Source organism: Streptomyces sp. 1-11 (assembly GCF_007176755.1).
In the GTDB taxonomy this organism is placed as follows: Bacteria; Actinomycetota; Actinomycetes; order Streptomycetales; family Streptomycetaceae; genus Streptomyces.
Genome location: NZ_BJTV01000003.1, coordinates 203,664 through 229,139, shown reverse-complemented (window position 1 = coordinate 229,139; position 25,476 = coordinate 203,664). Strand labels below are relative to the sequence as shown.

General features: G+C 69.6%; 27 protein-coding genes and 1 pseudogene. 22 read left to right on the top strand and 6 right to left on the bottom strand.

Features of this window, described 5'->3' with window-relative positions:
• Positions 1–95: 95 nt before the first annotated feature.
• On the top strand, positions 96–1,148 hold the full coding sequence (locus TNCT1_RS08055; RefSeq protein WP_143629900.1) for a helix-turn-helix transcriptional regulator: 1,053 nt from the start codon (positions 96–98) through the stop codon (positions 1,146–1,148).
• Positions 1,149–1,197: 49 nt separating this feature from the next.
• Here TNCT1_RS08055 and TNCT1_RS08050 read toward each other — a convergent pair whose 3' ends face one another.
• Entirely contained in the window at positions 1,198–2,250 is a 1,053-nt protein-coding gene (locus tag TNCT1_RS08050; protein ID WP_174266191.1) for a helix-turn-helix transcriptional regulator, read from the bottom strand.
• A 114-nt stretch (positions 2,251–2,364) separates the two neighbouring features.
• On the opposite strand from TNCT1_RS08050, the gene TNCT1_RS08045 reads away from it, so the two are divergent.
• Together TNCT1_RS08045 and TNCT1_RS08040 are read left to right on the top strand one after the other, a co-directional pair.
• Positions 2,365–2,625 carry a hypothetical protein gene (locus TNCT1_RS08045; protein ID WP_143629897.1) on the top strand — a complete coding sequence of 87 codons (261 nt, stop codon included), beginning with the start codon at positions 2,365–2,367 and terminating at the stop codon, positions 2,623–2,625.
• Complete coding sequence (locus tag TNCT1_RS08040; protein ID WP_143629895.1) at positions 2,622–2,957, top strand: hypothetical protein; 336 nt, start codon at positions 2,622–2,624, stop codon at positions 2,955–2,957. Before TNCT1_RS08045 ends, TNCT1_RS08040 begins: the two co-directional genes overlap by 4 nt.
• Positions 2,958–3,121: 164 nt before the next feature.
• Here TNCT1_RS08040 and TNCT1_RS08035 read toward each other — a convergent pair whose 3' ends face one another.
• Positions 3,122–3,535, bottom strand: coding sequence for a pyridoxamine 5'-phosphate oxidase family protein (locus TNCT1_RS08035; protein WP_143629892.1), 414 nt, complete (start codon positions 3,533–3,535; stop codon positions 3,122–3,124).
• Positions 3,536–3,676: 141 nt separating this feature from the next.
• On the opposite strand from TNCT1_RS08035, the gene clpB reads away from it, so the two are divergent.
• Together clpB and TNCT1_RS08025 are read left to right on the top strand one after the other, a co-directional pair.
• Complete coding sequence (clpB, locus tag TNCT1_RS08030; RefSeq protein ID WP_143629890.1) at positions 3,677–6,274, top strand: ATP-dependent chaperone ClpB; 2,598 nt, start codon at positions 3,677–3,679, stop codon at positions 6,272–6,274.
• A 170-nt stretch (positions 6,275–6,444) separates the two neighbouring features.
• Entirely contained in the window at positions 6,445–6,975 is a 531-nt protein-coding gene (locus tag TNCT1_RS08025; protein WP_143629888.1) for a YbjN domain-containing protein, read from the top strand.
• 45 nt (positions 6,976–7,020) lie between these two features.
• Here TNCT1_RS08025 and TNCT1_RS36890 read toward each other — a convergent pair.
• Positions 7,021–7,146 (bottom strand): annotated as a pseudogene (locus TNCT1_RS36890) (aminotransferase); the annotation flags it as partial.
• A gap of 75 nt (positions 7,147–7,221) precedes the next feature.
• Between TNCT1_RS36890 and TNCT1_RS08020 the strand changes: the two are divergent.
• Together TNCT1_RS08020 and TNCT1_RS08015 are read left to right on the top strand one after the other, a co-directional pair.
• A complete protein-coding gene (locus TNCT1_RS08020) occupies positions 7,222–7,776 on the top strand; it encodes a Uma2 family endonuclease (protein ID WP_143629885.1) in 555 nt (184 codons plus the stop codon).
• Between the two features lie 471 nt (positions 7,777–8,247).
• Positions 8,248–11,322 (top strand): FG-GAP-like repeat-containing protein, encoded by a 3,075-nt coding sequence (locus TNCT1_RS08015; protein WP_143629884.1) that lies wholly within the window; start codon positions 8,248–8,250, stop codon positions 11,320–11,322.
• Between the two features lie 144 nt (positions 11,323–11,466).
• Here the strand turns inward: TNCT1_RS08015 and TNCT1_RS08010 are convergent, their stop codons facing one another.
• On the bottom strand, positions 11,467–12,666 hold the full coding sequence (locus TNCT1_RS08010) for a pyridoxal phosphate-dependent aminotransferase (protein ID WP_143629881.1): 1,200 nt from the start codon (positions 12,664–12,666) through the stop codon (positions 11,467–11,469).
• 582 nt (positions 12,667–13,248) lie between these two features.
• Here TNCT1_RS08010 and TNCT1_RS08000 point away from each other — a divergent pair.
• Both TNCT1_RS08000 and TNCT1_RS07995 read left to right on the top strand, forming a co-directional pair.
• Positions 13,249–13,938 (top strand): hypothetical protein, encoded by a 690-nt coding sequence (locus tag TNCT1_RS08000; protein WP_143629879.1) that lies wholly within the window; start codon positions 13,249–13,251, stop codon positions 13,936–13,938.
• Positions 13,904–15,031, top strand: a complete 1,128-nt coding sequence (locus TNCT1_RS07995) for an XRE family transcriptional regulator (protein ID WP_143629877.1) — start codon at positions 13,904–13,906, stop codon at positions 15,029–15,031. The genes TNCT1_RS08000 and TNCT1_RS07995 overlap by 35 nt, the downstream gene beginning before the upstream one ends.
• A gap of 63 nt (positions 15,032–15,094) precedes the next feature.
• Here the strand turns inward: TNCT1_RS07995 and TNCT1_RS07990 are convergent, their stop codons facing one another.
• Together TNCT1_RS07990 and TNCT1_RS07985 are read right to left on the bottom strand one after the other, a co-directional pair.
• Positions 15,095–15,709 carry a hypothetical protein gene (locus TNCT1_RS07990; RefSeq protein ID WP_143629875.1) on the bottom strand — a complete coding sequence of 205 codons (615 nt, stop codon included), beginning with the start codon at positions 15,707–15,709 and terminating at the stop codon, positions 15,095–15,097.
• Positions 15,710–16,260: 551 nt separating this feature from the next.
• Positions 16,261–17,019, bottom strand: coding sequence for a GntR family transcriptional regulator (locus TNCT1_RS07985; RefSeq protein WP_143629873.1), 759 nt, complete (start codon positions 17,017–17,019; stop codon positions 16,261–16,263).
• Between the two features lie 189 nt (positions 17,020–17,208).
• Between TNCT1_RS07985 and TNCT1_RS07980 the strand changes: the two genes are divergently transcribed.
• From TNCT1_RS07980 to TNCT1_RS07920, 13 genes are all read left to right on the top strand, one after another.
• A complete protein-coding gene (locus tag TNCT1_RS07980; RefSeq protein WP_143629872.1) occupies positions 17,209–17,538 on the top strand; it encodes a hypothetical protein in 330 nt (109 codons plus the stop codon).
• Between the two features lie 2 nt (positions 17,539–17,540).
• Positions 17,541–18,881, top strand: a complete 1,341-nt coding sequence (locus tag TNCT1_RS07975; RefSeq protein ID WP_143629870.1) for an FtsK/SpoIIIE domain-containing protein — start codon at positions 17,541–17,543, stop codon at positions 18,879–18,881.
• A 9-nt stretch (positions 18,882–18,890) separates the two neighbouring features.
• Positions 18,891–19,538 carry a DUF2637 domain-containing protein gene (locus tag TNCT1_RS07970; RefSeq protein ID WP_143629868.1) on the top strand — a complete coding sequence of 216 codons (648 nt, stop codon included), beginning with the start codon at positions 18,891–18,893 and terminating at the stop codon, positions 19,536–19,538.
• A 20-nt stretch (positions 19,539–19,558) separates the two neighbouring features.
• Positions 19,559–19,744, top strand: a complete 186-nt coding sequence (locus tag TNCT1_RS07965) for a mobile element transfer protein (RefSeq protein WP_143629866.1) — start codon at positions 19,559–19,561, stop codon at positions 19,742–19,744.
• Positions 19,745–19,760: 16 nt separating this feature from the next.
• Positions 19,761–20,054, top strand: coding sequence for a SpdD protein (locus TNCT1_RS07960; RefSeq protein WP_143629864.1), 294 nt, complete (start codon positions 19,761–19,763; stop codon positions 20,052–20,054).
• Between the two features lie 3 nt (positions 20,055–20,057).
• Positions 20,058–20,606 carry a GGDEF domain-containing protein gene (locus TNCT1_RS07955; RefSeq protein ID WP_143629862.1) on the top strand — a complete coding sequence of 183 codons (549 nt, stop codon included), beginning with the start codon at positions 20,058–20,060 and terminating at the stop codon, positions 20,604–20,606.
• Between the two features lie 94 nt (positions 20,607–20,700).
• Positions 20,701–20,880 carry a hypothetical protein gene (locus TNCT1_RS36180; protein WP_143630433.1) on the top strand — a complete coding sequence of 60 codons (180 nt, stop codon included), beginning with the start codon at positions 20,701–20,703 and terminating at the stop codon, positions 20,878–20,880.
• Complete coding sequence (locus tag TNCT1_RS07945) at positions 20,880–21,086, top strand: hypothetical protein (protein ID WP_143629860.1); 207 nt, start codon at positions 20,880–20,882, stop codon at positions 21,084–21,086. The genes TNCT1_RS36180 and TNCT1_RS07945 overlap by 1 nt, the downstream gene beginning before the upstream one ends.
• A 4-nt stretch (positions 21,087–21,090) precedes the next feature.
• Positions 21,091–22,479: a replication initiator protein RepSA gene (gene repSA, locus TNCT1_RS07940; RefSeq protein ID WP_143629858.1), complete on the top strand. Its 1,389-nt coding sequence runs from the start codon at positions 21,091–21,093 to the stop codon at positions 22,477–22,479.
• A 2-nt stretch (positions 22,480–22,481) separates the two neighbouring features.
• The gene (locus TNCT1_RS07935; protein ID WP_143629856.1) at positions 22,482–22,679 is read left to right on the top strand and encodes an AlpA family transcriptional regulator; all 198 of its coding nucleotides are present in this window, start codon (positions 22,482–22,484) and stop codon (positions 22,677–22,679) included.
• Positions 22,679–23,929, top strand: a complete 1,251-nt coding sequence (locus TNCT1_RS07930) for a site-specific integrase (protein WP_143629854.1) — start codon at positions 22,679–22,681, stop codon at positions 23,927–23,929. Before TNCT1_RS07935 ends, TNCT1_RS07930 begins: the two co-directional genes overlap by 1 nt.
• A gap of 202 nt (positions 23,930–24,131) precedes the next feature.
• Complete coding sequence (locus TNCT1_RS07925) at positions 24,132–24,497, top strand: hypothetical protein (protein ID WP_143629852.1); 366 nt, start codon at positions 24,132–24,134, stop codon at positions 24,495–24,497.
• Positions 24,498–24,848: 351 nt separating this feature from the next.
• Positions 24,849–25,373 (top strand): DUF2617 family protein, encoded by a 525-nt coding sequence (locus tag TNCT1_RS07920; RefSeq protein ID WP_143629850.1) that lies wholly within the window; start codon positions 24,849–24,851, stop codon positions 25,371–25,373.
• Positions 25,374–25,476 lie beyond the last annotated feature (103 nt).

Genomic DNA, 25,476 nt, shown 5'->3' with positions numbered 1-25,476 from the left:
CCCCGCCCGGGGCGGCCGGAGCCGTGTTGCGGACCCGGTCCCGGCCGCGCATAGTTGCGCTGCGGAAGTGGCAGCAACCGGGGGTGGAATGGGCGATGGCCGGGCACGGGACGGAGGAGCATCCTCACGGTGCCGACCGGCTGTGCGCGGCCGGGGACCGGGTGTACTCCCGGGCCGTACGCCGGGGGCGGGTGCCGCGCGCGGACGCCGGGCCGGTGCCCTGCCTGCTGGAACTGGCCCTGCTGCACCCCGACCCCGACGACATGGACTGGCTGGTGCCGACCTCACCGCAGGAGGTCATGACCAGGCTGCTGCGCGGGGTCCACGACGAGGTCAGGGAGAGCCAGCGCCGGGTGGGCTCGGCGGTGGCCGCCTTCGAGTGGTACGCGGGCCTGGGCAGCCGGCTGCAGGCGCTGACGGCGTCCGGTGAGGGCACGGCCATCCGGGTGCTGGACGGCCTCTCCCGCATCCAGGCCGCGATGGACGAGGCGACCGCCGCGTGCACCGCGCAGGTGCTCACCGTGCAGCCCGGCGGCATCCGGCGCGAGGACGAGCTGACCGAGGGGCTGCACCGGGCGCTCGCGCTGCGCGGCCGGGGCGTGCGCATGCGCGACCTGTACACGCACGTGGCCCGGCACGGGCAGGGGCTGCTCAACTACCTGGAGCTGATGGGCGGCACGGTCGAGGCCCGCACCCTCGACGAGGTCATCGACCGGCTGATCCTCTTCGACCGCACGGTCGCGTTCATCCCCGCCAACGCCGAGCGCACGATGGCCCTGGAGCTGCGGCACCCGGCCCTGGTGGAGTACCTGGTGACCGTCTTCGAGCGGCTCTGGCGGCTGGCGCTGCCGCTGACGGCCCCGCTGCCCGACACCGGCATCGAGGGCATCTCGCACCGCGAGCGGTCCATCGCCGCGCTGCTCGCCGAGGGGCACCAGGACGCGGTGATCGCCGAACGGCTCGGCATCAGCGTGCGCACCTGCCGGGCGCACATCGCCCGGCTCTCGGACACGCTCGGCGCGGCCAGCCGTACGCAACTGGGCGTGCGGATCGCCCAGGTGGGCCTGGACGGGCCCGCGCACAGCGGCCCGCCGGCCCCCCGAGCCGCGCTGGGAGCGCCCGGCCAGGAGTCCCCGAGCGTGCGCTGAGCCGTGCGCGCCGGGCACGGCTCCCGCGCGGCGTCACCGGGGCGGGCGGTCAGCCGTGCGGTGCCGGGGCCGGCAGGCCGGGCTCGGGGTACGGCTCCTGGTCCAGCAGCCCGGAGCGGGCGATGAGGTAGCCGAGCTGGGCGCGGCTGCCGCTGCCGAGGGCGGCGGCCAGCTTGGCGATGTGGGCCCGGCAGGTCCGTACGTTCATGCCGAGGCGGCGGGCGATCGCCTCGTCCACGTGTCCCTCGACCAGCAGCTTGGCGATGGAGCGCTGCACCCCCGTGACACCGTCGACCGGGGGCGCGTAGGCCGGCTCCTCCAGGAGCGGGACCGCGCGCCGCCAGAGCTGTTCGAAGACCTTCACCAGGTACGCCACCAGGGCCGGGTGCCGCAGTTCCAGCGCCACCTGGCGGTCGTCGCGGGCCGGGATGAACGCGACCGTGCGGTCGAAGATCATCAGACGCTCGATCAGCTCCTCGAGCGTGCGTATCTCGACCTTCCCCTTGGCCATGATCTCGGCGTACGCGAGCGTCCCCTGGCTGTGCCGCACGGTGTGCTGGTACAGCGTCCGCATGGAGATCCCGCGCTCGATGACGGCCTGACCCCGTTTCAGCGCGATGCCGAGGACGTTCTCGCTGCGTCCGCCGCCGGGCTGCACGGTGAGCACCTCGTGCCGGCAGTCGGCGGTGGCCCGTTCGATGGCCGCGTTGATCCGCTCGATGCCCTCGTGCACGGTGACCGCGTTGGTGTCCCCCGTACTCTGGGCGCTGATGGCCATGAATGGCTCGAAGGAATCGGTGAGTTCGATCGCGGCGTGTCTGCGCTCCTGGATCTCCCGTTCGATCGGGTGCAGACGCTGGGCGAGCGCGGCGGCGGGCGGTACCGGCCGCAGCCACTTCGGATCGTCCGGATCGGGGTGCAGCAGCGCGAGTTCCAGCAGGCAGGGGGCGGCTTCCGCCTCCGGGCGGGCGACGCGTCCCAGCCGCAGCGCGTCGGCGTACAGGCGCTTGCCGTCTTCACAGAGATCCGTCATCCCGTGAGGATGATGTGTCTCGTTCGTGTGAGTATTAGGCAAATCTCCACCCCCCAGGGTCCTGTACATGCAGGAACATGATGCACCGCTTCTGTGGCTTTGACGTGGCTTGATGAGCCATCGTCTTCAAGGCGGGGGAGAGACACAGGGGAAGTGAGGACGAAGCCCATCATGTGCAAGAGAATGCTTCGCTCAGTACTTGCCGTGGCCTTCTCCACAGGACTGGTCTTCGGCACGGTGAGCACGCTGGACCTCGGCTGGGACATCGTACGGCCGGCCGGTCACGCCGTCTCCGCGCTGGACCTCGGCTGGGACGTCACGCCGCGCACCAGTCCGATGGCGTCCGGGCTGGATCTGGGCTGGGACATCACGCCGCGCACCAGTCCGATGGCGTCCGGGCAGGATCTGGGCTGGGACACCGTCCAGGCGGGTGCGAGGGCATGACCACCCCACCCGACGACCGGTCCTTCAGGCGGGAGATGGCCACCGCCTACCGCTCCGGCTGGCACTTCATCGACCTGGTCACCGCCATCCCCCACAGTGGTGACTCGTTGATGGTGACCGTCTTCGGAGAGCCGGTCGTCGTCACCCGGGACGAGGACGAGGACGTACGGGCCTACCGGTGCCTGCGCAAGCCGCGCGGGGCGCCGCAGCCGGTGCGGTGCGCCATCCGCTACGGCATGATCTTTGTGAACCTGGACCAACGGGACCATCGGCTGGCGGAGCCGGACGACCCGGAGCTCACCACCATCTCAGCCACCCCCCGCAGTGCCTGACGCGATTCCCCCGTCGTAAAAGATCGCTCAGGTGCTTCCCCCCGCAGCGGCGTCACCGTGACCTGAACACGGTGACGCCGCTGCAGTTTGCGGTGACATTTCGGGGCATGGGCGCATTCCCACACTGGCCGGAAATCGATGGCCGGCGTCCGTGGCGGCCCGGGTCAGCCGTGTCCGAGCGCTCGCTCGACCTCGATCTCGATCACCACTCGCCGCGGGTTCTCCGCAGGCACCCGGTGGTAGCGCTCGGCGTACCGCCGCTCCGCCTCCGCGACCCGCTCCCGGTCCTCGCGCACCCGGGCCCGGCCCTCCAGCGTGGCCCAGCGCCGGCCGTCCACCTGGCACACCGCGACCCGGGCGCCCTCCTCGCCGGCCGCGCGGACGTGGGCCGCCTTCGCGCTGCCCCCGTTGGTGATCACCCGGGCCAGCCGGGCCGCGGGGTCGTACGTCACCCCGACCGGGACCACGTGCGGGCTCCCGTCCGGGCGCAGGGTCGTCAGGGTGCACAGATGCCGTTCCCGCCAGAAGGCGAGATAGGGCTCGTCCGGGGCAGCCGGGTCTACGGAGTGCTTGGCCATGGCCGAAACCTAGCCGCTGATTTCCCCATCCCGCGCGCTGCCCCGCCTTGAGCGGAATAGACTCAACTTTGTGTACGCTGGTCTAGTCAGCACTGGGAAGGACCTGGCCGTCGAGCCGACGCCGAGGAGGAGAACGGACACGTGGACGCCGAGCTGACCAACAGGAGCCGGGACGCGATCAACGCCGCCGGCAACCGCGCGGTGACCGAGGGGCACCCGGACCTCACCCCCGCTCATCTGCTGCTGGCTCTGCTCCAGGGCCAGGACAACGAGAACATCACCGACCTGCTCGCCGCCGTCGAGGCCGACCAGGCCGCCGTGCGCTCCGGCGCGGAGCGGGTGCTTGCCGGACTGCCCAGCGTGACCGGCTCCACCGTCGCGCCCCCGCAGCCCAACCGCGAGCTGCTCGCGGTCATCGCCGACGCCTCGGAGCGGGCCAAGGCGCTCGGCGACGAGTACCTGTCCACCGAGCACCTGCTCATCGGCGTCGCCGCGAAGGGCGGCGCGGCCGGCGAGGTGCTCCGCAAGCAGGGCGCCGACGCCAAGAAGCTCGAAGAGGCCTTCACCAAGGCCAGGGGAGGACGCCGCGTGACCACCGCCGATCCCGAGGGCCAGTACAAGGCCCTGGAGAAGTTCGGCACCGACTTCACCGCCGCCGCCCGCGAGGGCCGGCTCGACCCGGTCATCGGGCGGGACCAGGAGATCCGGCGGGTGGTGCAGGTGCTGAGCCGCCGTACCAAGAACAACCCCGTGCTCATCGGCGAGCCCGGCGTCGGCAAGACCGCCGTCGTGGAGGGGCTCGCCCAGCGGATCGTGAAGGGCGACGTGCCCGAGTCGCTGAAGGACAAGCGGCTGGTCGCGCTGGACCTCGGCGCGATGGTGGCCGGCGCCAAGTACCGCGGCGAGTTCGAGGAGCGGCTGAAGTCCGTGCTCGCCGAGATCAAGGAGTCCGACGGCCAGGTCATCACCTTCATCGACGAGCTGCACACCGTGGTGGGCGCCGGCGCGGGCGGCGACTCCGCCATGGACGCGGGCAACATGCTCAAGCCGATGCTGGCCCGCGGTGAGCTGCGCATGGTCGGCGCCACGACCCTGGACGAGTACCGGGAGCGGATCGAGAAGGATCCCGCCCTGGAGCGCCGCTTCCAGCAGGTGCTGGTCGCCGAGCCGACCGTCGAGGACACCATCGCCATCCTGCGCGGGCTCAAGGGCCGCTACGAGGCCCACCACAAGGTGCAGATCGCGGACAGCGCCCTGGTGGCCGCCGCCACCCTCTCCGACCGGTACATCACCTCCCGCTTCCTGCCCGACAAGGCCATCGACCTGGTCGACGAGGCGGCCTCCCGGCTGCGCATGGAGATCGACTCCTCCCCGGTGGAGATCGACGAGCTCCAGCGCTCCGTCGACCGGCTGAAGATGGAGGAGCTGGCGATCGCCAAGGAGACCGACCCGGCCTCCCGGGAGCGTCTGGAGAAGCTGCGCCGCGACCTCGCCGACAAGGAGGAGGAGCTGCGCGGACTGACCGCCCGCTGGGAGAAGGAGAAGCAGTCCCTCAACCGGGTCGGTGAGCTGAAGGAGCGCCTGGACGACCTGCGCGGCCAGGCCGAACGCGCCCAGCGCGACGGTGACTTCGACACCGCGGCCAAGCTGCTCTACGGCCGGATCCCGGAGCTGGAGAAGGAGCTGGAGGCCGCCTCCGAGGCCGAGGAGGAGGTCGCCCGGGACACCATGGTCAAGGAGGAGGTCGGCGCGGACGACATCGCCGATGTCGTCGGCGCCTGGACCGGCATCCCCGCCGGGCGGCTGCTGGAGGGCGAGACGCAGAAGCTGCTGCGCATGGAGGACGAGCTGGGCCGGCGCCTCATCGGCCAGACCGAGGCCGTGCGCGCGGTGAGCGACGCCGTGCGGCGCTCGCGGGCCGGCATCGCCGACCCCGACCGCCCCACCGGCTCCTTCCTCTTCCTGGGCCCGACCGGTGTCGGCAAGACCGAACTGGCCAAGGCGCTCGCCGACTTCCTGTTCGACGACGAGCGGGCCATGGTCCGCATCGACATGTCGGAGTACGGCGAGAAGCACAGCGTGGCCCGGCTGGTCGGCGCGCCTCCCGGTTACGTCGGCTACGAGGAGGGCGGCCAGCTCACCGAGGCGGTCCGGCGGCGCCCGTACAGCGTGGTGCTGCTGGACGAGGTGGAGAAGGCCCACCCCGAGGTCTTCGACGTCCTGCTGCAGGTGCTGGACGACGGCCGGCTGACGGACGGCCAGGGCCGCACGGTGGACTTCCGCAACACCATCCTGGTGCTCACCTCCAACCTGGGCAGCCAGTACCTGGTCGACCCGGTGACCAGCGAGGCGGAGAAGCGGGAGCAGGTGCTGGAGGTCGTACGCGCCTCCTTCAAGCCGGAGTTCCTCAACCGGCTCGACGACCTGGTGGTCTTCACCGCGCTGACCAGGTCCGAGCTGGAGCGGATCGCCCAGCTCCAGATCGACCGGCTGGCCAGGCGGCTGGCCGAGCGCCGGCTGAGCCTGGACATCACGCCCGAGGCGCTGGCCTGGCTCGCCGAGGAGGGCCTGGACCCGGCCTACGGCGCCCGTCCGCTGCGCCGGCTGGTGCAGACCACGATCGGCGACCGCCTTGCCAAGGAGATCCTCTCCGGCGAGGTCAAGGACGGCGACACGGTCCGTGTGGACCGCTTCGAGGAGGGCCTGATCGTGGGCCCGGCGACGGGCAAGACGCTCTGAGCCGGACGGCCGGACGGCCGGGGCGGCGCCCGCCCCCGGCCGCCCGGCGGGCGCCGTGCCGCCCGTCCGGCCGGATCATGTCAGCCCTGGGCTGACAGGCCGCGTCGGGGCTTGCCACCCCCCTCCCCGCATGGGGGAGGATGGCGGGATCCAATGAAGGGAAAAACACGGTGAGCATCGACCCGTCCTCGATTCCGAACTTCGGGGGCCAGCCAGAACCGCAGCCCCAGGGACCGGTGGGCCCCGTCGTCCCGGATCAGGACCTCGTGAAGCAGCTCCTCGACCAGATGGAGCTGAAGTACGTCGTCGACGAGGAGGGAGACCTCGCGGCGCCCTGGGAGCAGTTCCGCACGTACTTCATGTTCCGCGGGGAGGATGAGCAGGCGGTCTTCTCGGTCCGGACCTTCTACGACCGCCCCCACAAGATCGACGAGAAGCCGCAGCTGCTGGAGTCCGTCGACGACTGGAACCGCCGCACGCTGTGGCCCAAGGTGTACACCCACACCCACGACGACGGCACCGTCCGCCTCATCGGCGAGGCGCAGATGCTGGTCGGCACCGGCGTCGACCTCAACCACTTCGTCTCCTCCACGGTCAGCTGGGTGCGGGCCGCGATCGAGTTCGACAAGTGGCTGGTGGAGCAGCTCGGTCTGGAAGAGGAAGTGAACGAAGCGGAGAAGCCCGAGGAGGACGGGGAGTAACCCCGTCCCCGGCCGGTCCGGGGGCACGGCCCCCGGACCCCGCCCTCACATGCGCCGCAGCCGCTCCGCGGCCTCCCGCAGCACGTCCTCGCGCCTGCAGAACGCGAACCGCACGAACGGCGCGCCCGCCTCGCGGTCGTCAGCGGGCCGCACAACCTGTCCGGACCGGTCTGCCGGCCGTACCGACGGGCTCGGTGACGCGGCACTGTCCGTCGTATCCTGACCACACGCGGGAAGGAGCCGTCCATGAGCGTCGACGCGATCGTGCACACCGAGTTCCCCAAGGGGTACACGGTCCTGTTCGGGGCCGACGGAAAGGTGATCATGACCCCGCAGAGCGAAGAGCACTCCAGCACCATCAGGTCGATGCAGATCGACTCCGCTCTTGCCCTCGGCCGTCACGCGAAGGTCACCTCCGATGTCTACATCGACTTCCCCGCCGACGAGAACTCCGCCCCCGACCTCGCGATCCTGCGCGAGGACGCACGCAAGGAAGGCAAGCGCTACAGCTTCGAGGACGTCCTGCTGATCTCCGACGTCGTCTCGACCTCTTCCGCGCGCAAGGACTACGACGACTGCACCGCGAAGTACGGCCGCTACGGAATCCCGGTCTACCTGGTCGTGGACCCCTACGCCCAGGAAGTCGTCCTTCACACCCAGCCGACCGCCACCGGTTACATCGCGGCACACACCCACGCGTACGGCACGGGTAAGCTCCCCATCCCCCTGGCCGACGGCCGCACCTTCACCCTCGACCTCGACGAACTCTCACGTCCGGAGCCCGAGAGGGACACCCACTGACGAGAGCGGCCGCAAGCGGCGCCGCTGACCGGGCAGAACCGGCTGCCCCTCAGGCACCGGGCCCACCAGGGGCGGCCGTCGCCGGCCGAGGCGCGGGCTGAGAAGTCCGCCGCTCTTCGCCGTGCGACTGAACGCACCGTGCGGATGGGACGGGACCGGTGGAACGCCGCGGTTCACCGGTCAGCTCTCGTAGTGGTAGCGGCACTGCAGGTGCGCCTCTCGTAGTGGTAGCGGCACTGCAGGTGCGCCGAGAAGGGGTCCGGGGGTGCCGGCCCGGTGGCCGTCGCGAAGACGATCAGGATCTCGTCCTACCGGTGCCTCAGGGAGACCTGTGGCCATTGTTATCCTCAACTCGCCCCGTGTGAGGGGAAGTTCGGGGAGCGGATAGTTCGCGGCAGCATCAACACACGTCTTACCGACCGTCGATCTCCGTCACACCTCTTTCCGCCGGAAGCCCCTCAGGAGGCGACGATGGCTCGTCGTACCACCGCCCGTGGCGTCGTCGCCGCGCTGGCAGTCCTGGCCGTTGTCGCCGCTCCCGGTCCGCTCGTCGGCACGGCCGATGCGGGCGACGGCACCGGGAGCACCGCACTCGCGACCGAGAAGGTCTTCCAGTCCGACCGTTACCAGCCCCGCGCCGACCGGCTCTACAGCGCCGGTGCCGACGGCTACCTGCATGCCCAGGAGGGGCGCTCCGGCTATCTGTGGACGTCGTACGCCACCGGGGCGACGACCGAACTGGGCGAGCTGTCCCGACTCGAACTCGCCGGCTACCTGGGCTCGTCGTCCGACATCGTGACCGACGTCGTCTCGCCCACCCAGAAGGTCGTCCTCCGTGACCTCTCCGCCGCCACCAGTACCGATGTCACCCTCACCCACGGCACATACATGGCCACCTACGGCACCCATGTGCTGACCCAGGCCCAGGACACGGACGGCAACCGCACGCTGTGGCTCTACGGCGGCGGCGCCCCCGCCGAAGGCACCCTCGTCGACGGGTGGCCGGCCGGGATCACATCGAACTTCCGGGTGCTCGGCGGCGACAGCGGCACCGCCGTCGTCGGCTACGCGCTGGGAGGCGTGCAGCACCTGGCGCTGGTGGACCTGGCCGCAGCGAAGGTCACCGGCGACGTGACCCTGTCCGCGGCTCCGGCAGCCGTCGCGCTGAGCACGGACCGGTTGGTCTGGTACCCGTCCGGTACCACGCCGAAGGCACACGTCCTGGACCGCGGTGACCTCACCTCCCCCGGGACGACGGTGACTCTTCCCGGCACCGAGGGCACCCCGTCGGTCGGCATCACCGGGGGCTGGCTGGTGGTGGCCCGTACCGTGCCGTCGGATCCCTCCGATCTGGCCGACGAGTCCGGCGAGCGGCTCATGGCCGTCCCCGTCACGGGCGGCACCCCGGTCACGCTGCTCCGGCACGCGAAAAGCTCCGTCGTACCCGCTCCCGACGGCAGCCTGCTGGTCGTCGGCGGCACCGACGCCGGGCACTGGGCGGTACGCCGGGTCACCGGCACAGGCGCGGGCACCCCGGTACCGACCGAACTGACCGCCGTACCCCCGATGGCGGCGAAGATCACGCGGTTGTCGCTGGAGAACGGCACCCTGGCCACCGACGAGGCCGACAGCAGCTTCATGGGTGCGTACTACACCCGGCCGGTCGCCGCGGACGGCACACCCGGCACCCGGACCTGGCGGAAGTGGGACCTCCTCGGTTCGGGGCCGTACGCCACCGGGGACGGCCGCGCCGTGACGTTCACCGCCGGCTCCGACCCGGTCGGCTCGTACGTGCAGTCCGTCGACAGCGACGACCAGGCCGGCTTCTTCTACCTGCCCTCGGCCTCCGGCACCGTCCTCGACATCACCGGCCGCTACGCGGTCGTCAACGGTTCCTCCCCCAGCAAACAGTACGTCGGCGACCTCGGTGTCTACACCGACCTGCAGCCCGTCCTCACCCGCTCCGTCACAGCCGCCTCCGTCTGGGGGACCAGCCTGTGGACGCCGGGTTCCGGCAACGGTGTCGTCAGCGCCAGGAACCTCAAGACCGGCGCGATCGCCACCACCGTCAGCACCGGCGCGCCGTGCGTCCCCAAGGAGCTCCAAGTGGTGAGCCGCTGGATCTACTGGTCCTGCGGGACGGGCGGGACGGCCGGCGTCTGGGACCGTACGGCGAAGAAGAACATCCCCGTCCCCTCCGGCCAGGTCCAACTCGGCGACGGATACCTCGTCCGGCAGGACACGACGACCGGGACGCTCCTCCTCACCGACTTCGCCGACGGCACCGCGGCCACCCGTGCGATAGCCGACCTCCCGGCGGCCACGTCCGGCGGGCGCGGGACGACCTGGACCGTGGACAAGTTCGGCGGGCCCGTCGCCTACGTCGACGCGGACAACCGGATCCACCTGGTGCCCAGCGGGGTCGCCACCCAGCCGCTCTCCGTCGTCGAGTCCGAGACGAGCGGCAACGCCGGAGAGAGCAGCGCGGCCGGCGCCCCGTGGTGGCAGTGGCGCGGACTTCTCTCCAAGCCCGCCGCCTCCTGGACGGCCACTCTCACCAGCAAGGCCACCGGTGCCGTCGTGCGCACCCTCTCCGGCGGGACAGTGCAGGGCGACCTGACCGTCCGGTGGGACATCCGCGACGCCAGGGGCTCGTTCGTCCCCAACGGCACCTACGCCTTCACGGTGACGATCCCGCCCGCCGACGGCTCGGGACGCGCGCTGACCGTGTCGCAGACGGTGAAGGTGTCCGACGGGGCCGCCGTACGCCACGACTTCACCAATGGAGGTTCCTGGGCGCCCGACGGAACCGGCGACATCCTGACCCTCAACTCCTCCGGCACCGTCAGCTACCGGCCGGGCACCGGTACGGGCACCCTGGGCAAGGCCATGCCCGCCTCTGGCTGGCCCACCTCCGTGAAGCTCGTCCCGCTCGGCGACCTCGACGGTGACCGGCGCAACGACATCCTCGTCCGGTTCAGCAGCGGCGAACTGCGGGTGTACCGGACCATGCTCGGTCAGGCGTTCATCACCGACACCCCGCACACCTCGCTGGGCAAGGGCTGGAACCAGTACGACGTCCTCACCTCGCCCGGCGACATCAGCGGCGACGGCCGTCCCGATCTCATCGCCCGCAACTCCGCCACCGGCGCGGTCTACCTCTACAAGGGGACGAGTACCGGAAAGCTCTCCGCGCGCGTGAAGCTCTACGCCGACTGGAAGACGTACAAGAAGATCGTGGGCGTCGGCGACCTCAACGGCGACGGCATCGGCGACCTGGTCGCCCAGGACAAGTCCAACAACCTCTACCGCTACTACGGCAAGGGCAACGGCACCTTCTCCGCCCGCGTGAAGCTGTACTCCGCCTGGGGCGGCTCGTACGACACCGTCATCGGCGTCGGCGACCTCACCGGCGACGGCAAGGCCGACCTCCTGTCCCGCGACACCTCCGGCAACCTGTGGCGCAACAACGGCAACGGCAAGGGGGCGTTCGGCGCCCGCACGAAGATCGCCACCGGGTGGCGGGGGTTCAAGGGGATCTTCTGAGCGGCGACGAAAGACGTGCCGCGGGGCCGGCCGACCTCGGACCCGGCTGCCCGCAGGCCGTTTCGAGCAGGTCGCGCTCGCGGCGGAGACCGGCGAGGACGGCGGACCGGCAGTCGCTCCACCGCGCCACCCCGTGGCCCTTCGTCATCCACGCGCCGCGGCCGCCGTCCTGAGCCGGGAGGCCGCTTCCTCCAGCACGCTCGCCCGCTTGCAGAACGCGAACCGCACGAACGGTGCGCCCGCCTCGCGGTGGTCGTAGAAGACCGCGTTCGGGATGGCGACGACCCCCGCCCGTTCCGGCAGGGAGCGGCAGAAGGCGAAGCCGTCGGTCTCGCCCAGCGGCCGGATGTCGGTGGTGATGAAGTACGTGCCGGCGGTGTCGTAGACCTTGAAGCCCGCCTCCGCCAGCCCCGCCGCGAGGATGTCCCGCTTGGTCTGCATGTCCTGGCGGAACGCCTCGAAGTACGCGTCGGGGAGCGCGAGGGCCTCCGCGACCGCGTACTGGAAGGGGCCCGAGGCGACGTACGTCAGGAACTGCTTCGCCGAGCGCACCGCGGTGACCAGTTCCGGCGTGCCCGTCACCCAGCCGACCTTCCAGCCGGTGAACGAGTAGGTCTTGCCGGCCGAGCCGATCGTCACCGTGCGCTCGCGCATCCCGGGGAACGTGGCCAGCGGTGTGTGCTCGGCGTCGTCGAAGACCAGGTGCTCGTAGACCTCGTCCGTCACCACCAGCAGGTCGCGCTCCACCGCCAGCTCGGCGACCGCCGCCAGCTCGGCCCGGGTGAGGACCGTGCCGGTCGGGTTGTGCGGGGTGTTGATCAGCAGCAGACGGGTGCGGTCCGTGACGGCCGCGCGCAGCTCGTCGAGGTCCAGGCGGAAGGCGCCCTCGTGCGGGCGGAGCGTCACCGGCACCCGGCGGCCGCCCGCCATCGCGATGCTCGCCGCGTAGGAGTCGTAGTACGGCTCGAGGGCCACCACCTCGTCGCCCGGCTCCAGCAGTGCCAGCAGGGACGCCGCGATCGCCTCCGTGGCGCCGGCCGTCACCAGCACCTCGGTGTCGGGGTCCCACGACAGCCCGTAGCGCCGCAGCTGGTGCGCGGCGATCGCCGAGCGCAGCTCGGGGACGCCCGGCCCCGGCGGGTACTGGTTGCCGCGCCCGTCGCGCAGCGCGCGCACCGCGGCCTCCCGGATCTCCTCGGGGCCGTCGGTGTCGGGGAAACCCTGCCCCAGGTTGATCGCCCCGGTCGACGCGGCGAGGGCGGACATCTCGGCGAAGATCGTCGTGCCGAACTCCGCCAGGCGGCGGTTGAGGTACGGGCGTGCGCTGGAGGTCATGCCGGCCATCCTGCGCCCAAGCTCTGGACTTCCTCAACCTACGTTCGAGGGTTGGGAGCTGCGGCGATGCCTCGCGGACCCCCTCTGAGCTGTGAGAGATCTGCTGTCAACTGTCGACGCTGGTTGTCGGTGGCTGCTGTCGGACGGCCCAGAGACGGCCCAGCCGACGAACCCCGTGCTCTAGGGCGGTCCACAAGTGGATCACCTCACCTTGGAGTGTTTCGCCTCCAGTGCATAAGTCGGGCGAGGCGCCCAGGGAGAACAAGGAAGCGCTTTGACCTGGGCTGATTGGCTCAGCGTCCGCTTGTGAGGGCCCTCGTGAACCGGGGGCTCTCACTGTCTCTGCGGATCGATCGGTGACGGCATCAGTCGTGCTACGGCTCCCTATGGCCACCCCGAACCGCTAGCAACACCACTGTGCTGTTGAACGCGACCGCTGCACGACTGTCCGGCGCCCCGGGTGCCTGAGCGTTGTCAGACCCATGGTGTTGCATGTGTCAGACCAGCCCGTTGGCCGGCCGCTGATCGATCTTCCTCAAAATTCACCTCAGATGAGGTAGCATTTGAGGAAGTTGGGACCTCGGAGGTGCTGTGAGCCAGTTCCACGAGCAGACCCCTGCTCGCCCCAGCAAGATCGTTCGACCAGAGGATGCAGACGCCCGCCTGGCTGAAATGGGCCTCTCGGTTGCTAAGATCCGCAACAGTGTCACCACTGGCGACGACGCCCGAAGTCGTGTGTCTCTCCGCTACTACCCTCGGAACTTCCCTGGGGTCACGATGTGGGCGGAGACGCTGGCCGCACTTCGCAGAGAACTCCTCAAAGTTCGGCAGGGGTGGCGAATCGGCCAGACTGGGAACTATGAGACGGTCTACTCGGCAGAGCGACGCCTCGCCTTCGCGGTAGTCGCAGGAGATCGGTTCACAGGCCTCGACGGTGCCCGGCCTCCTCGCCTGACCCGGAAGCGTGGACCTAAGACGAAGGAGCGAGTCGACAGGAACGCTGAATACCAGCAGCTTGCGTTTGAAATCGACCTACCAGTGCTAGCCAATGAGCTGCCGCCCGACGAAGCCTGCTCGACGTGGTTCCTCGTCGTCTATGCGGACGATGACCACATCCGTATGGAAGTTTCGCTTCCGGTTGATGTTAAAGATGGGTTCGTTGGGGAGTGGGTCGAAAGGATCCTGATCGACCCCATCCCCACCTCTGGGGCGGTCGCACCAATTGAGCCGGGCGAGGACGACGACGATGACGGAGAACCGATGGTCACAAGGACGGCTTGACTATCCTTCGTTCAACCACACACGCCTCACGATGGCGCGCGAGCGCAGGGGACTGACCAAACAAGGTCTCGCTGAGCTTTGCGGTGTGTCGCGTCGAGCCGTATCAGCCTGGGAAGCCGGGGAGGTGGACAATCCACCTCTCGACTTGCTTTCGCGTGTACTCGACTTGCCCGAAAGTTATTTCCAGGCTGACGACGCTCCCTGCGTCGAAGAAGAGTGGGTCAGTTTCCGTGCCCTCTCGTCCATGACGGCTAGGCAAGTGCACCGGGTTCTTTCCATCAGCTCATTGGCAGTCCTTCTGAGCGCCTGGGTGGATAAACATTACGGCACTCCGATTCCTGAGCTTCCCGACTTCTCGGAAACTGCCGGCCTAACTCCCGTCGCCGCTGCAGAGCAACTGCGATCAGCATGGGGCCTGCACCAGAAGCCGGTGAAGAATATGCTTTCCCTGGCCGAGCGGAAGGGCATCCGCGTCTTCTCGCTGCCCATAAGCGATCGGGAAATCGACGCGTTCTCATTCTTGTACGAAGGGCGACCTTTCGCCTTCCTGAACACAGCAAAGACCGCTGAACGCATGCGCTTCGACCTAGCGCATGAGCTGGGTCACCTTGTTCTGCACCAGGGATCCAAAAGGAACCGATCTCGCGCGACAGAGCAGGAGGCGCATGACTTTGCGTCGAGCTTTTTGATCCCGGCTGATGGGCTATTCGCGCAAGTCGTGGGTCGGCTGCGACTGGAAGACGTGTTCAAGCTAAAGAGCTACTGGAAGGTATCCGCAGTAGCCATGGTGGAGCGGCTCTATCAATTGGAGCTGATCTCCGAATGGAATCGTCGTCAATGGATGATCGATTTGTCCCAACGTGGATACAGGACATCAGAGCCTGACGGAATTATTCCGGAAACATCTCAACTCTTTACCGAAGTGTTCCGACTCGCTAGGGAAGACGGCTGGAATTCGCGTCGAATCGCCGAAGAACTCAATGATAATAGTCGAGATTTGGATGCGTTGGTTTTCGGGTTGTCGATTGCAGCCCTTCCAGGCGGTGGCCAAGGTGGCCCAGCAAGTCATGGTCATTTGTCTGTCGTCAAGTAGAGACCCCGACGAGCGGCCGAGGTTCTCCGCCGGGTGGGGGGCTGTCCCGGTCGGCGTCCGTCTTTAGTTCGCGTGGGTCGACGGATCGGGAATGGGGCGTGGTACCAAGTCGGCGCCCTCAGCCCATACGCGCGTACAGGAAGGCATCCCCTTAATGGCGCCTACAGTCGCGCCGAACTTTCGGCCGTCTTCGTGGCTGAACTCAATGTAGTGCCGCTGAGCCTCCGCATCCATTTCCGACCGGATCACGGTGAGTCTGGCGTCGGCCACGTCGTAATGTCGACGAAGGGCTGACTTCGCTATCTCAACCGCTTGGTCGGCAGACGGAAGCGATCGCCATACGTCGCCGTACGCTCGACTCCTCAGCTTCTCGTAGACACTCTTGATCGCTGCCGTGAGGGCTACGGCGCCGACGCCTCCGCCGGCATTCGAGCTGACCTCCATGATGATCTCGGAGAAGGACCCTGAGGCTCCCCAGTTATGCTGGCCCGTCTTTGCAGACATCGTGCTGTGGTTGGGGTACTCGTTCCCCTCGGCCCACGCAATCGTATGCAGTTCCTCAAGAACTTCCTCGGTGAACATGTCAAGTTGATCGAGTCCGAGATCCCAGACTTCATGCGGGTAGTGGCATAGGTCGCTTACCAGTGCCACGGATATGCGGGACTCCTGTGCTCTCACGTTTCCTCCATGCTCCCAAAACCAGACTGATCATGGCAGAAAGCCCGACTGCCGCGCAGGTGAACGGGTCGATTACCCAATGACGCTCGGCTTTGCTCAAGCCTCAGCTCGCTACTCTCCCCAGCTCCCATCCCGTACGCCGTCGACCCACACACCGTGGAGCGGGCGTGGTTCCTGGCGTCCAGGTGGAGCGCGCCACTGTACGAACGACCTGGACGCCAGGGGCCGCGTCTGCTCGGCTCTGCCTGGGTCGATGGTGTGCGGGATGGGAGCCCCCGCATCCGCCACGATGGACCTGCGGGCGGCGACGGTGCCCCCTCCATCCCGGTGCCGGCCGATCCCCTGCCGGAGGCACTGTTCTGACCGTGGCCGCGCTATGCGGTGATCGGCTCATGGCCGCCGGCCCTATCCATCTGTGGGCGCGCAGAGGCGCAGCCGGGGCGGAGCGGGCCGGAGGCAGGAGCGGCGCCCCGAGCGGAGCCGTGAGCGCGCCCGGCGGAGCGGAGCGCAGCCGGGGCTTGATGAGGTAGAGAAACCTGTAACAACCCAGGTCACGCGTCGAAGTCGTACTCCAGGATGTACGAGGCGGCGTCGAGCGTCATCTCGTTGATCTCGACGGGGCGGCCCTCGTCCGCGAACGCGGTACGGCAGATGAGGATGACCGGCGTGCCCGAGGACATGCTCAACCGTGCCGCCTCATCCTTCGACGGCATGCGTGAGCGGATCTCCTCACGGAAGTGCACAGGCTTGTAGCCGAGTTCGGCAAGCCTGGCGTACGTCCCTCCGGGCCCCGTGTCCTCCTGCGTGATGGCGGACCCGGCAACCACTGACGTAGGCAGATAGCTCGTCGCGAGCAGGACGGGCTTCCCCTCCAAGACGAAGCGCCGGCGCCTCACGCACACCGTCTCGTCGTCGGCCAGTTCCAGAACCGCGCTGATGCGGTCGGGCGCGGCCTCCTCGGACACGGTGACCTGGTCCACCTCGAGCGCGCGGTTCTCGATGTCCGCGGACCAGATGGAACGACCGCTGCCCCACTGCTGCTGGGATAGCCGCTGGATGCCTCGGCGCCGAAGGGGGCGGAACTCTCGGACGAACACGCCGGCACCCTTGCGGGCCTCGGCGACGCCTTCGTCTCGGAGCACGCTCAACGCCTGCCGGGCCGTCATGCGGGCCACGCCGTGCGCGGCCATCAGCTCGTTCTCTCCGGGGAGGCGATCACCGGGGCCGTACTCGCCCGACTGGATCGCCTCGCGCAGGGAGTCCGCGATCCGCTGGTACTTCGGCCGACGGTCGTCGTCGGTGTTGGCCATTCCGGAGCCCTCCTCTCTTCTCTAGACAGCCTAGGCCATGGGTATGGCGCTCGCTCTCTGCCGTGTTGCCGCGATCTTCCACTCGCAACCTCTCTAGACATCCTGCTTGACATCTCTAGAGATCCGCAGTCAAAGTGAAGATGTCTAGAGAGGTCGCACCGGGCGGCCTCCTGAACGAGGGATGTGCTCATGCCGTCTTTCAAGATCGACACGTCGACCGCTGTGGTGTTCGTGGCGACCGCGCCGACGCCGAAGCTGGCCAATGCCAAGACCGGTGAGCGTGCGATGGACCGGGAGACCGGGGCGCCGCTGTCGACGGTGGGCCTGCTGGTCTCGGACGAGGGGGAGGGGAACCTCTACCAGGTCACCGTCCCCGAGACCGGTTACCCGGAGGGCCTGGCGCCGGGCATGCCGGTGAAGGTGGTCGGGCTGAAGGCACGGGACTGGGAGAACGAGTTCAACGGCCAGAAGCGGCACGGCATCTCGTTCCGCGCGGTCGCGATCACCTCGGTGGCCTGACCATGGCCGACCTGTCCGTGGTCGTGGAGACGACCGGAGTCCTCGCGGGGGTCGGCGGTCTCGGCTACGCGAAGGTCCGCGCTCCGCGCGTGTACTGGTCGCTGGTCGGGCTGCCGGTCACCTGGGGCCGGTTCACCCTCTCCTACCGCTCCACGATGGACGTGTGCGGGCTGACGGTGCAGCCGTCGCGCATGCGGGCCTTCATCGCGCGGAACGTGGCCCGGCGTGAGGTGCTGCCGGTCCCGCCGAAGGTGCGCCGGGTCCGGGGAACGTCGACGGGGTTGCGGGTGACGCTGCGGCTTCCCGCCGGCCTGGAACCGGCCGACCTGATGGCGGCCTCGGAGCGACTGCGGCATGCCTGGGGCGTGCACGCGGTGACGATCGCGGAGACCAAGCCGGGGTATGTCGAGTTGCGCATGACGGGCTATGACGTGCTGCGTCAGGTCCGGATGCCGCGCGGGGCTCGCCCTGAGGGTCTGGTGGTGCCGGTGGCGCTGCGGGAGGACGGGACGGCGTTCGTCCGTGACTACCGGCAGGTGCCTATGGCGCTGACGCTCGGCGCGAACAGCTCGGGCAAGTCGGTCTATCAGCGGAATCTGATCAAGGGCTTGGCGCGGCTGCCGGTGGCGCTGGTCGGGATCGACTGCAAGCGCGGTGTCGAGCACTCCGCCTACGCGCCCCGGCTGTCGGCCCTGGTAACCACCCCGGACGACTCCGCCTCACTGCTGGATGTGCTGGTGGGAGAGATGGAGTCCCGCTTCGACCTGCTGAGCGCGCACGGCGTCTCGGACATGTGGGACCTGCCCGAGCGGTTACGGCCGGTGCCCGTCGTCGTCCTGGTGGACGAGGTGGCGGAGCTGTTCTTGATCTCCTCGAAGAAGGATGAGGAGCGGCGGGAGCGGATCGTGACCGCGTTGATCCGGCTGGCGCAGATGGCCCGCGCGGTCGGGATCTACCTGGAGGTGTGCGGGCAGCGCTTCGGCTCCGAACTGGGCAAGGGCGCGACCATGCTGCGCGCCCAGCTCACGGGCCGCGTGGTGCACCGGGTCAACGACAAACAGACCGCCGAAATGGGCCTCGCCGACGTCGCCCCGGATGCCGTCGCAGCCGCCTCCCTCATCCCCGCGGAACGCCCCGGCACCGCTGTGGCGGCCGACTCCTCCGGTGGCTGGGCAAAGATCCGCACCCCGCACACGTCCCGGGATGAGGCGAAGGCAGCGTGCCGGGACTTCGCCCACCTGGTCCCGGACCTTCCCGCCCTGGAGCGGTTCCGGCCGCACGTGCCCGCCGACGCCCCGGAGACGGGTCCGTCGCTGGTCAAGCCACGACCGGCCACGGAGTAAGGGGCCGCCGTGAACCGCTCGCTGCGCCCTGATGCCGTCCTCATCCAAGCCGTGATCGCCGGCGCCCTGTCCTTCGCGCACCTGCACGACCTGGCGGCGGCGGCCGGACAGTCCGGATGGAAGGCATGGGCCTACCCGGTCTCGGTCGACCTGCTCCTGGTCGCCGCCTGGCGTCGGCTGCGCGCCGGCCGAGACCGCTCCTCCTGGACCTGGTTCGCCATCGCCCTGGCGGCCTCGCTCGGCGCCAACGTCGCCACCGCCGGACTGCTCGACCTGCACCAGGTGCCCGCCTGGCTGCGCATCCTCGTCGCCGGATGGCCCGCCCTCGCCTTCCTCGGCGGAACCCTTCTCGTCCACGCCCCCACCCCGGACACCCAGGCCCCGGTGGCCGATGAGGAACCGGCGGCGGAAGTCGAGATGCACCGCACCGACACACCCGAACCGGTGCCCCCGGCCCCGGTCCCAGCGGCGGAACTGACCCAGGCGCCCGTGAAGTCCCCGGCCGTTCCACCGGCACTGCTCGACCACGCCCGCTCGATCGCGGACGCCCACCGCAACAGCACCGGCGAGCAGATCACCGCCGACGCGCTCACCGTCCGGCTCGGCCTGCCCGCACTGACCTGCCAAGCCATCGCCGCCGAACTCCATCTCACCTGACACCGGAAGGAGGTCAGTCTGTGCGTCCGAACCGCTTCTACGACGTGATCCGCGTCGGCCCGGTCGAGGTCGGCACCTACAACAACGGCCGGGGCCAGACCAAGCACACCGCCGCCTGCACCGCCCCCGGCTGCGGCTTCTCCACCGAACACCGCGACCGCTCCGCCGCCGAACTTGCCGCCCGCACCCACCGCTGCAACGCCTGACAGAAGGGAAGCTCCCGTGTTCGCACCGAAGTACCCGCCCCAGGACACCGCTGCCGCGCCAGCACCGGCTCAGGTCCCTGCGGTCCACGCCCCGGTCCCGGTCGTCCCCGCGTCGGTCTCCCAGCGGCCGGCCATACAGCTCACCCCCGGCAGCGCGCTCGCCCTGACTGCCGGTGGTGGGGCTGTGGTCCTGGTCGTCGGCGCGGTCCTGGTCTCGATGCTCCTCGCGGTCGCCATCACCGCCGTCTCCGTCGCCGTCACCGCCGTCGTGCTCCGCTTCCTCATCACCGACCTGCGCAAGGGGCACTGAACAATGGACACCCACGTGATCGCCGCCGCGTTACCGACGCTCGGCTGGGCCGTCCACGGCGGCCTCCTCGTGCGCCGCCTGGCCACCGCCCGCCGAGACCCGCTGACCGGCCTGCACACCCGCGCCGGATGGACCACTCGCGCCGAACACCTGCTGGCCAAGCACCCCGGCGCCCTGGTCCTCCTCGTCGACCTGGACGACTTCAAGGCCACCAACGACACCCACGGCCACGCCGCCGGAGACGCCGTCCTCACCGCCACCGCCCGCCGTCTGAACACCTGGTGCGGACGCTACGGCATCGCCGCCCGCCTCGGCGGTGACGAGTTCGCCGCCATCGTCACCGACCCCGGCCGCACCCCCGGCCTTGAGGCCCTGCAACTCGCCCTGAACGTACCGCTCGACCACGACGGAAGGACCTTGCCGGTCTCGGCCTCGGTCGGCCGCTGCTTCTGCTCGCAGCTCTCAGTGCCGGCCCTCACTGACGCCCTGGCTGCCGCCGACTCCGCGATGTACGCGGCCAAGGGGCACGGCAGGCGCAACACCCGCCCATGACGGCCCCCGGAGCGGCCTCGGTCGCCAAACTTCCGCCGCTCCGGGCGCCTGCACCACTTCCAGATCCAACGGACCCGAAAGGGAAGTCCTCATGATGCCCCAGCACACCCGCGGTATGCGTGTCTGCCGCGACTGCGACGGCCACGCCGCCGCCCACATCACCACCGGCACTCGGCACCGCGATGGCACCCGCGTGACCCTCCGAGTGACCTGCCCGGCCTGCAAGGGCACCGGCACCGCTCGCCACGGGCACCCGCAGGAGGTGACCGCCTGATGCCTCGCAACTGGAGCCGTGGAGTCGACCGCATCCACTACGAAGGCATCGACGGCGACTACGACCGCTTGAAGAAGACCGCCAAGGCGCACGAGCTGCACGACGGCCAGCGGGACACGAAGTCGTCCCGGCCTGGCCGCACGGACCTGTCCGGGCCGACCAGCAGCGATGCCAGCACGCCGAAGAAGCGGCGTTGGGGCCGGTGACCACATGACCGACACCGCCACCATGGCGGGCCTGGACCCGGCCACCCTCGCCGACGTGCTGAGGCTGGCCGGGTCTACCGGCTTCGACCGCATCCAAGACCAGATCCGCCGCACCGGTGGCTGCACCGACCCGATTCGCCTGTCGGGCGCGACTGTCACCCGCGACGCGGCCACCGGCCATGTCCTGCACTCCTACTCGACAGACAGCGAACCCGGCGGCGTCCTCCGCGTGGCTTGTGGCAACCGGCGGGCCTCACGGTGCCCGGCCTGCGCCTGGACCTACGCCGGGGACACCTACCACCTCATCCGCGCCGGCCTCGTCGGAGACCCCGCCAAGGGCACCCCCGACACGATCCGCGACCACCCGCGGGTGTTCGCCACCCTCACCGCGCCCTCGTTCGGCCCGGTCCACAACCGGCCCGGCACCCGGCCCTGCCGCTGCGGCACCCACCATCAGGAGGACGCGCCCGAGCTGGGCACCCCGCTCGACCCGGAGTCCTACGACTACGCGGGCGCGGTGCTGTGGAACAACCACGCCTCCGACCTGTGGCGCTACTTCACGATCTACCTCCGCCGCGAGATCGCCAAGCGGGCCGGTCTCACACAGAAGGAAGCCCGCGAACAGTCCCGCGTCTCCTTCGGCAAGGTCGCGGAGTACCAGAAGCGCGGTGCCGTGCACTTTCACGCAGTGATCCGCTTCGACGGCCCCGACGGCCCGGATGATCCCCCGCCGGCCTGGGCCACGGGCGAACTCCTCGACGACGCGATCCGCGCTGCTGCTGCCCGCGTCGCGGTTGACGTGCCCCCGGCCGGGGACCAACCGGCCCGCCTGCTCCGCTGGGGCGAGCAGATCGACGTACGCCCGATCCGGGCCTTCGGGGACGGTGCCGAGATCACCGAACAGGCCGTCGCCTCCTACGTCGCCAAGTACGCCACCAAGGCTGCCGAGACCACCGGCACCGTAGACGGCCGCATCGGCAACAAAGAGGCCCTGGCCCTCCTCGAGGTGCCCGAGCACCCGGCCCGGCTCATCGCCGCATGTCTCGACCTCCACCCGCTCTACCCGGACCGGAAGTTACGGGACTGGGCTCACATGCTCGGCTTCCGCGGCCACTTCTCCACCAAGTCCCGCCGCTACTCCACCACCCTCGGCGCGCTCCGCCAGGTCCGCGCCGACTACCGCGCCACCCAGCAACGCGCCGCCCTCGGCCTGCCCGACCCAGACGACGAAGAAGCAACCACCCTGACCCTCGCCCATTGGGCCTATGCCGGCCACGGCCACACCCCCGGCGAATCCTGGCTCGCCGCCAACATCCGCCGCGACATCCAGCACAACCGCGAGACCGCCCGCGAAGAACTCCCCACACTGCTCGCCGACGAAAGGAACTGTTGACCATGGCATCAGACCTGCCGAACCGGTTCCTGACCCCTGAGGACCTGGTCGAGATGTTCGAACTGCCCAGCGTCGAGACGGTGTACCAGTGGCGCCGCAAGCACACCGGTCCCCGCGGCTTCCGTGTCGGCCGGCACCTGCGCTTCGACCCCAGCGATGTGCGCGCCTGGGTGGACTCTCGAATCGGGGAGGCTGCCTGATGGCCGGTCACATCCAAGACCGTTGGTACAGGTCCGAGACCGGGCCCAATGGCAAGCCCGTCAAGGTCAAGACCGACCGTCATGGCAAGGGCATGCGCTACCGGGCCCGGTACGTCGGCCCTGACGGTGCTGAGAAGTCCAAGAGCTTCCCCGACGGCAAGAAGCGTCTCGCCGAAAAGTGGCTCAGCGCCATCGAGACGGACATGACACGCGGGCAGTACACCGATCCCAAGTCCATGCAGATCACGTTCCGCCAGTACGCGGAGAAGTGGTTGGACAGCAAGACGCCCAGTGCGACCGCCAGGAAGGAACTCGGCCGGCGTCTGCGGCTGCATGCCTACCCGGTGCTCGGCTCCCGACCGGTCGGGACCTTCCGGCCTGAGCACATCAGGGCATTCCTCGCCGCCCTGGAGGCGAAGCCCGGGATCGGCCCTTCCTACGCCCGAAACATCTTCGCGGACGTGCAGTCGGTCATGTCGGCGGCTGTCGATGACTCGTTGTTGTCGCGTAATCCGTGCAGCGCACGGAGTGTCCGGCGACCCAGGCCCGAGGCGCATCCTGTGGTTCCGTGGGCACCCGCTCAGGTGTTCGCTGTTCGAGCGGCCCTTCTGGAGCGGTACCGAGCAATGGTCGACGTTGGTGCCGGATGCGGCCTGCGTCAGGGTGAGGTGTTCGGACTGGCTGAAGACGCCATTGCCGCTGACGGTTGCACACTCCGTGTCGTGCGGCAGATCAAGCATGTGGAAGGGCACCCGGTCTTCGCGCTCCCCAAGGGCGGCAAGAGGCGGGATGTGCCGTTGCCCGACTCCGTGGGGCATACCCTCCGGGCGCACATGGACGCCTACAAGCCCGTAGAGATCACGTTGCCGTGGGACGTGCCGGAAGGGCCGAAGGTCTCCGCCCGGCTGATCTTCACGGCTGAGCAAGGGGGCATGGTGTGGCGGAGCAACTTCAACGGCAAGGAGTGGAAGCCCGCTCTCGCAGCCGCGGGCCTCATCCCGGAAGCTGACGGTGACGGCAAGTACGAGTCGGCGCGCGAGCACGGGATGCATGCCCTCCGGCACTTCTACGCCTCCGCGCTGCTGGACGCCGGCGAGAACATCAAGGCCGTCAGCGAGTACATGGGGCATGCCGACCCGGCTCTGACGCTGCGGGTGTACGCCCACCTGATGCCCGACAGCCGCGAGCGTGCCCGGCGTGCCATCGACTCCGTGCTGTGGGGTGCCTCGCGAGAAGATCACGGCCCCTAGACGGCCCTGGAAGACAGCGGCGGTCCCTGATCTGCCCTTTTCCGCAGGTCAGGGGCCGTTGGCGTGGAAGAACCCTCTGAACTTCCTCAACTCCGCTTTGACGTGTCCGGCGGCCGGGCATCCCCCGGTCACCGCACGCAAGGCGGTGACAGCGAGGCGCCCACGGGGGGCCGCTTCGGGGGAAAGGAAGGAGGGCGGCGCCATGGAGATCGGTATCGGTCTGGCTCTGCTCGCGCTGCTGATCATCGCGGGGACGGCGGGCCGCGCGCGCAGGAAGCGGGCCGGCGGGAAGGGCCCGGGCCTCGCCAAGGGCAGGTCCCGCCCGGCCGGCCGGGCCCGCTCGTCCCGCACCAGGTCCTCGTCGTCGTACAACAGCGGCAACAGCTGGTGGGCCGCGGGCGCGGCGGACAGCGGATCGTCGTCCGGCGGCCATCACGGCGGCCATCACTCCTGCGGGGGAGGGCACTCCTCCTCGTGCGGCGGTGGCTCCTCCTGCGGTGGCGGCTCGTCCTGCGGCGGGGGCTCCTCGTGCGGTGGCGGTGGCGGCGGCTGCGGCGGGGGTAACTGACGCGACGGGGACGGGGGAGGCGGCCGGCACGGGGCGGCCGCCTCACCCGGGCCCCGGGCGCCCGCCGGAAGGCACCGGTCCGGCGGGCGCCCGGCTGTTTCCCGGCCGCGCGCCCCGCGCACGCCGTAGTTGAACAGTTGAGCTGTGGAGCCCTCTGAGGGATGGAAACCGCACGAACTTGGGTAAAAACGCTGTGGTGGCACCACTGTTCATGATTCCCTCTTATTCACCGATACGGCCGCCCTGCTCACCGACACAGCCCTCGGACTCCCGCAGTCGCCCCCACCGGCCGGGCCGACTGGGCTGACAAGGCCGAACTCCCCTCTCCTTGTTCGTTAGCGGAGCCGACCCATGCTCACGACCCTGAACACCGCCTACACCGACACCCGTGCCGCCGACCTCGCCTGGGCCCTGGGCCGCGAGCCGCTGCCCGCCCTGGCCACCCTCGACCTCGAACTGGGCGGACTCAGCCTGCAGTTGCGGCTCCTCGGCGCGTCCCATCAGGTGCTGCTGGAGGAGGAGCGGGGGCGATGTTCGGAGACGGTCGCGTGCATCCCCGGATCCAGCACCCCGCTGCCGCTGGGCGTGGCCAAGCGGGTCGACGACTGGGAGTACGAGTTCGCGGCGCGCGTCGAGGTGCTCACGCCGGGCTCCTTCGCGGGTCGCGCCCAGGAGCTGCTGGCCCTCGTCTCCGACCACCCGCACGGCCTCGCCGGTGTCTTCCCCGGCAGTCCGCACGCCTTCACCGCGCTGCTGGCCCAGTGGCACCAGGGCCAGGTCCACTGGCGCACCTGGCACGCCTACCCGCAGGACGGACAACTGGTCGCGACCCGGACCCGGGTCGGTGCGCGCATCCCGGCCGGCCGGGCGGGCTGACGCCCGCCGGGGGGCGTGGCGCGGGTCCGCCGGGGACCCGCCGGGCCGCACGCTTCCCGTGTGTTCCAAACCGGCAATGCGACAACTGCCCGGAGTTCCACCC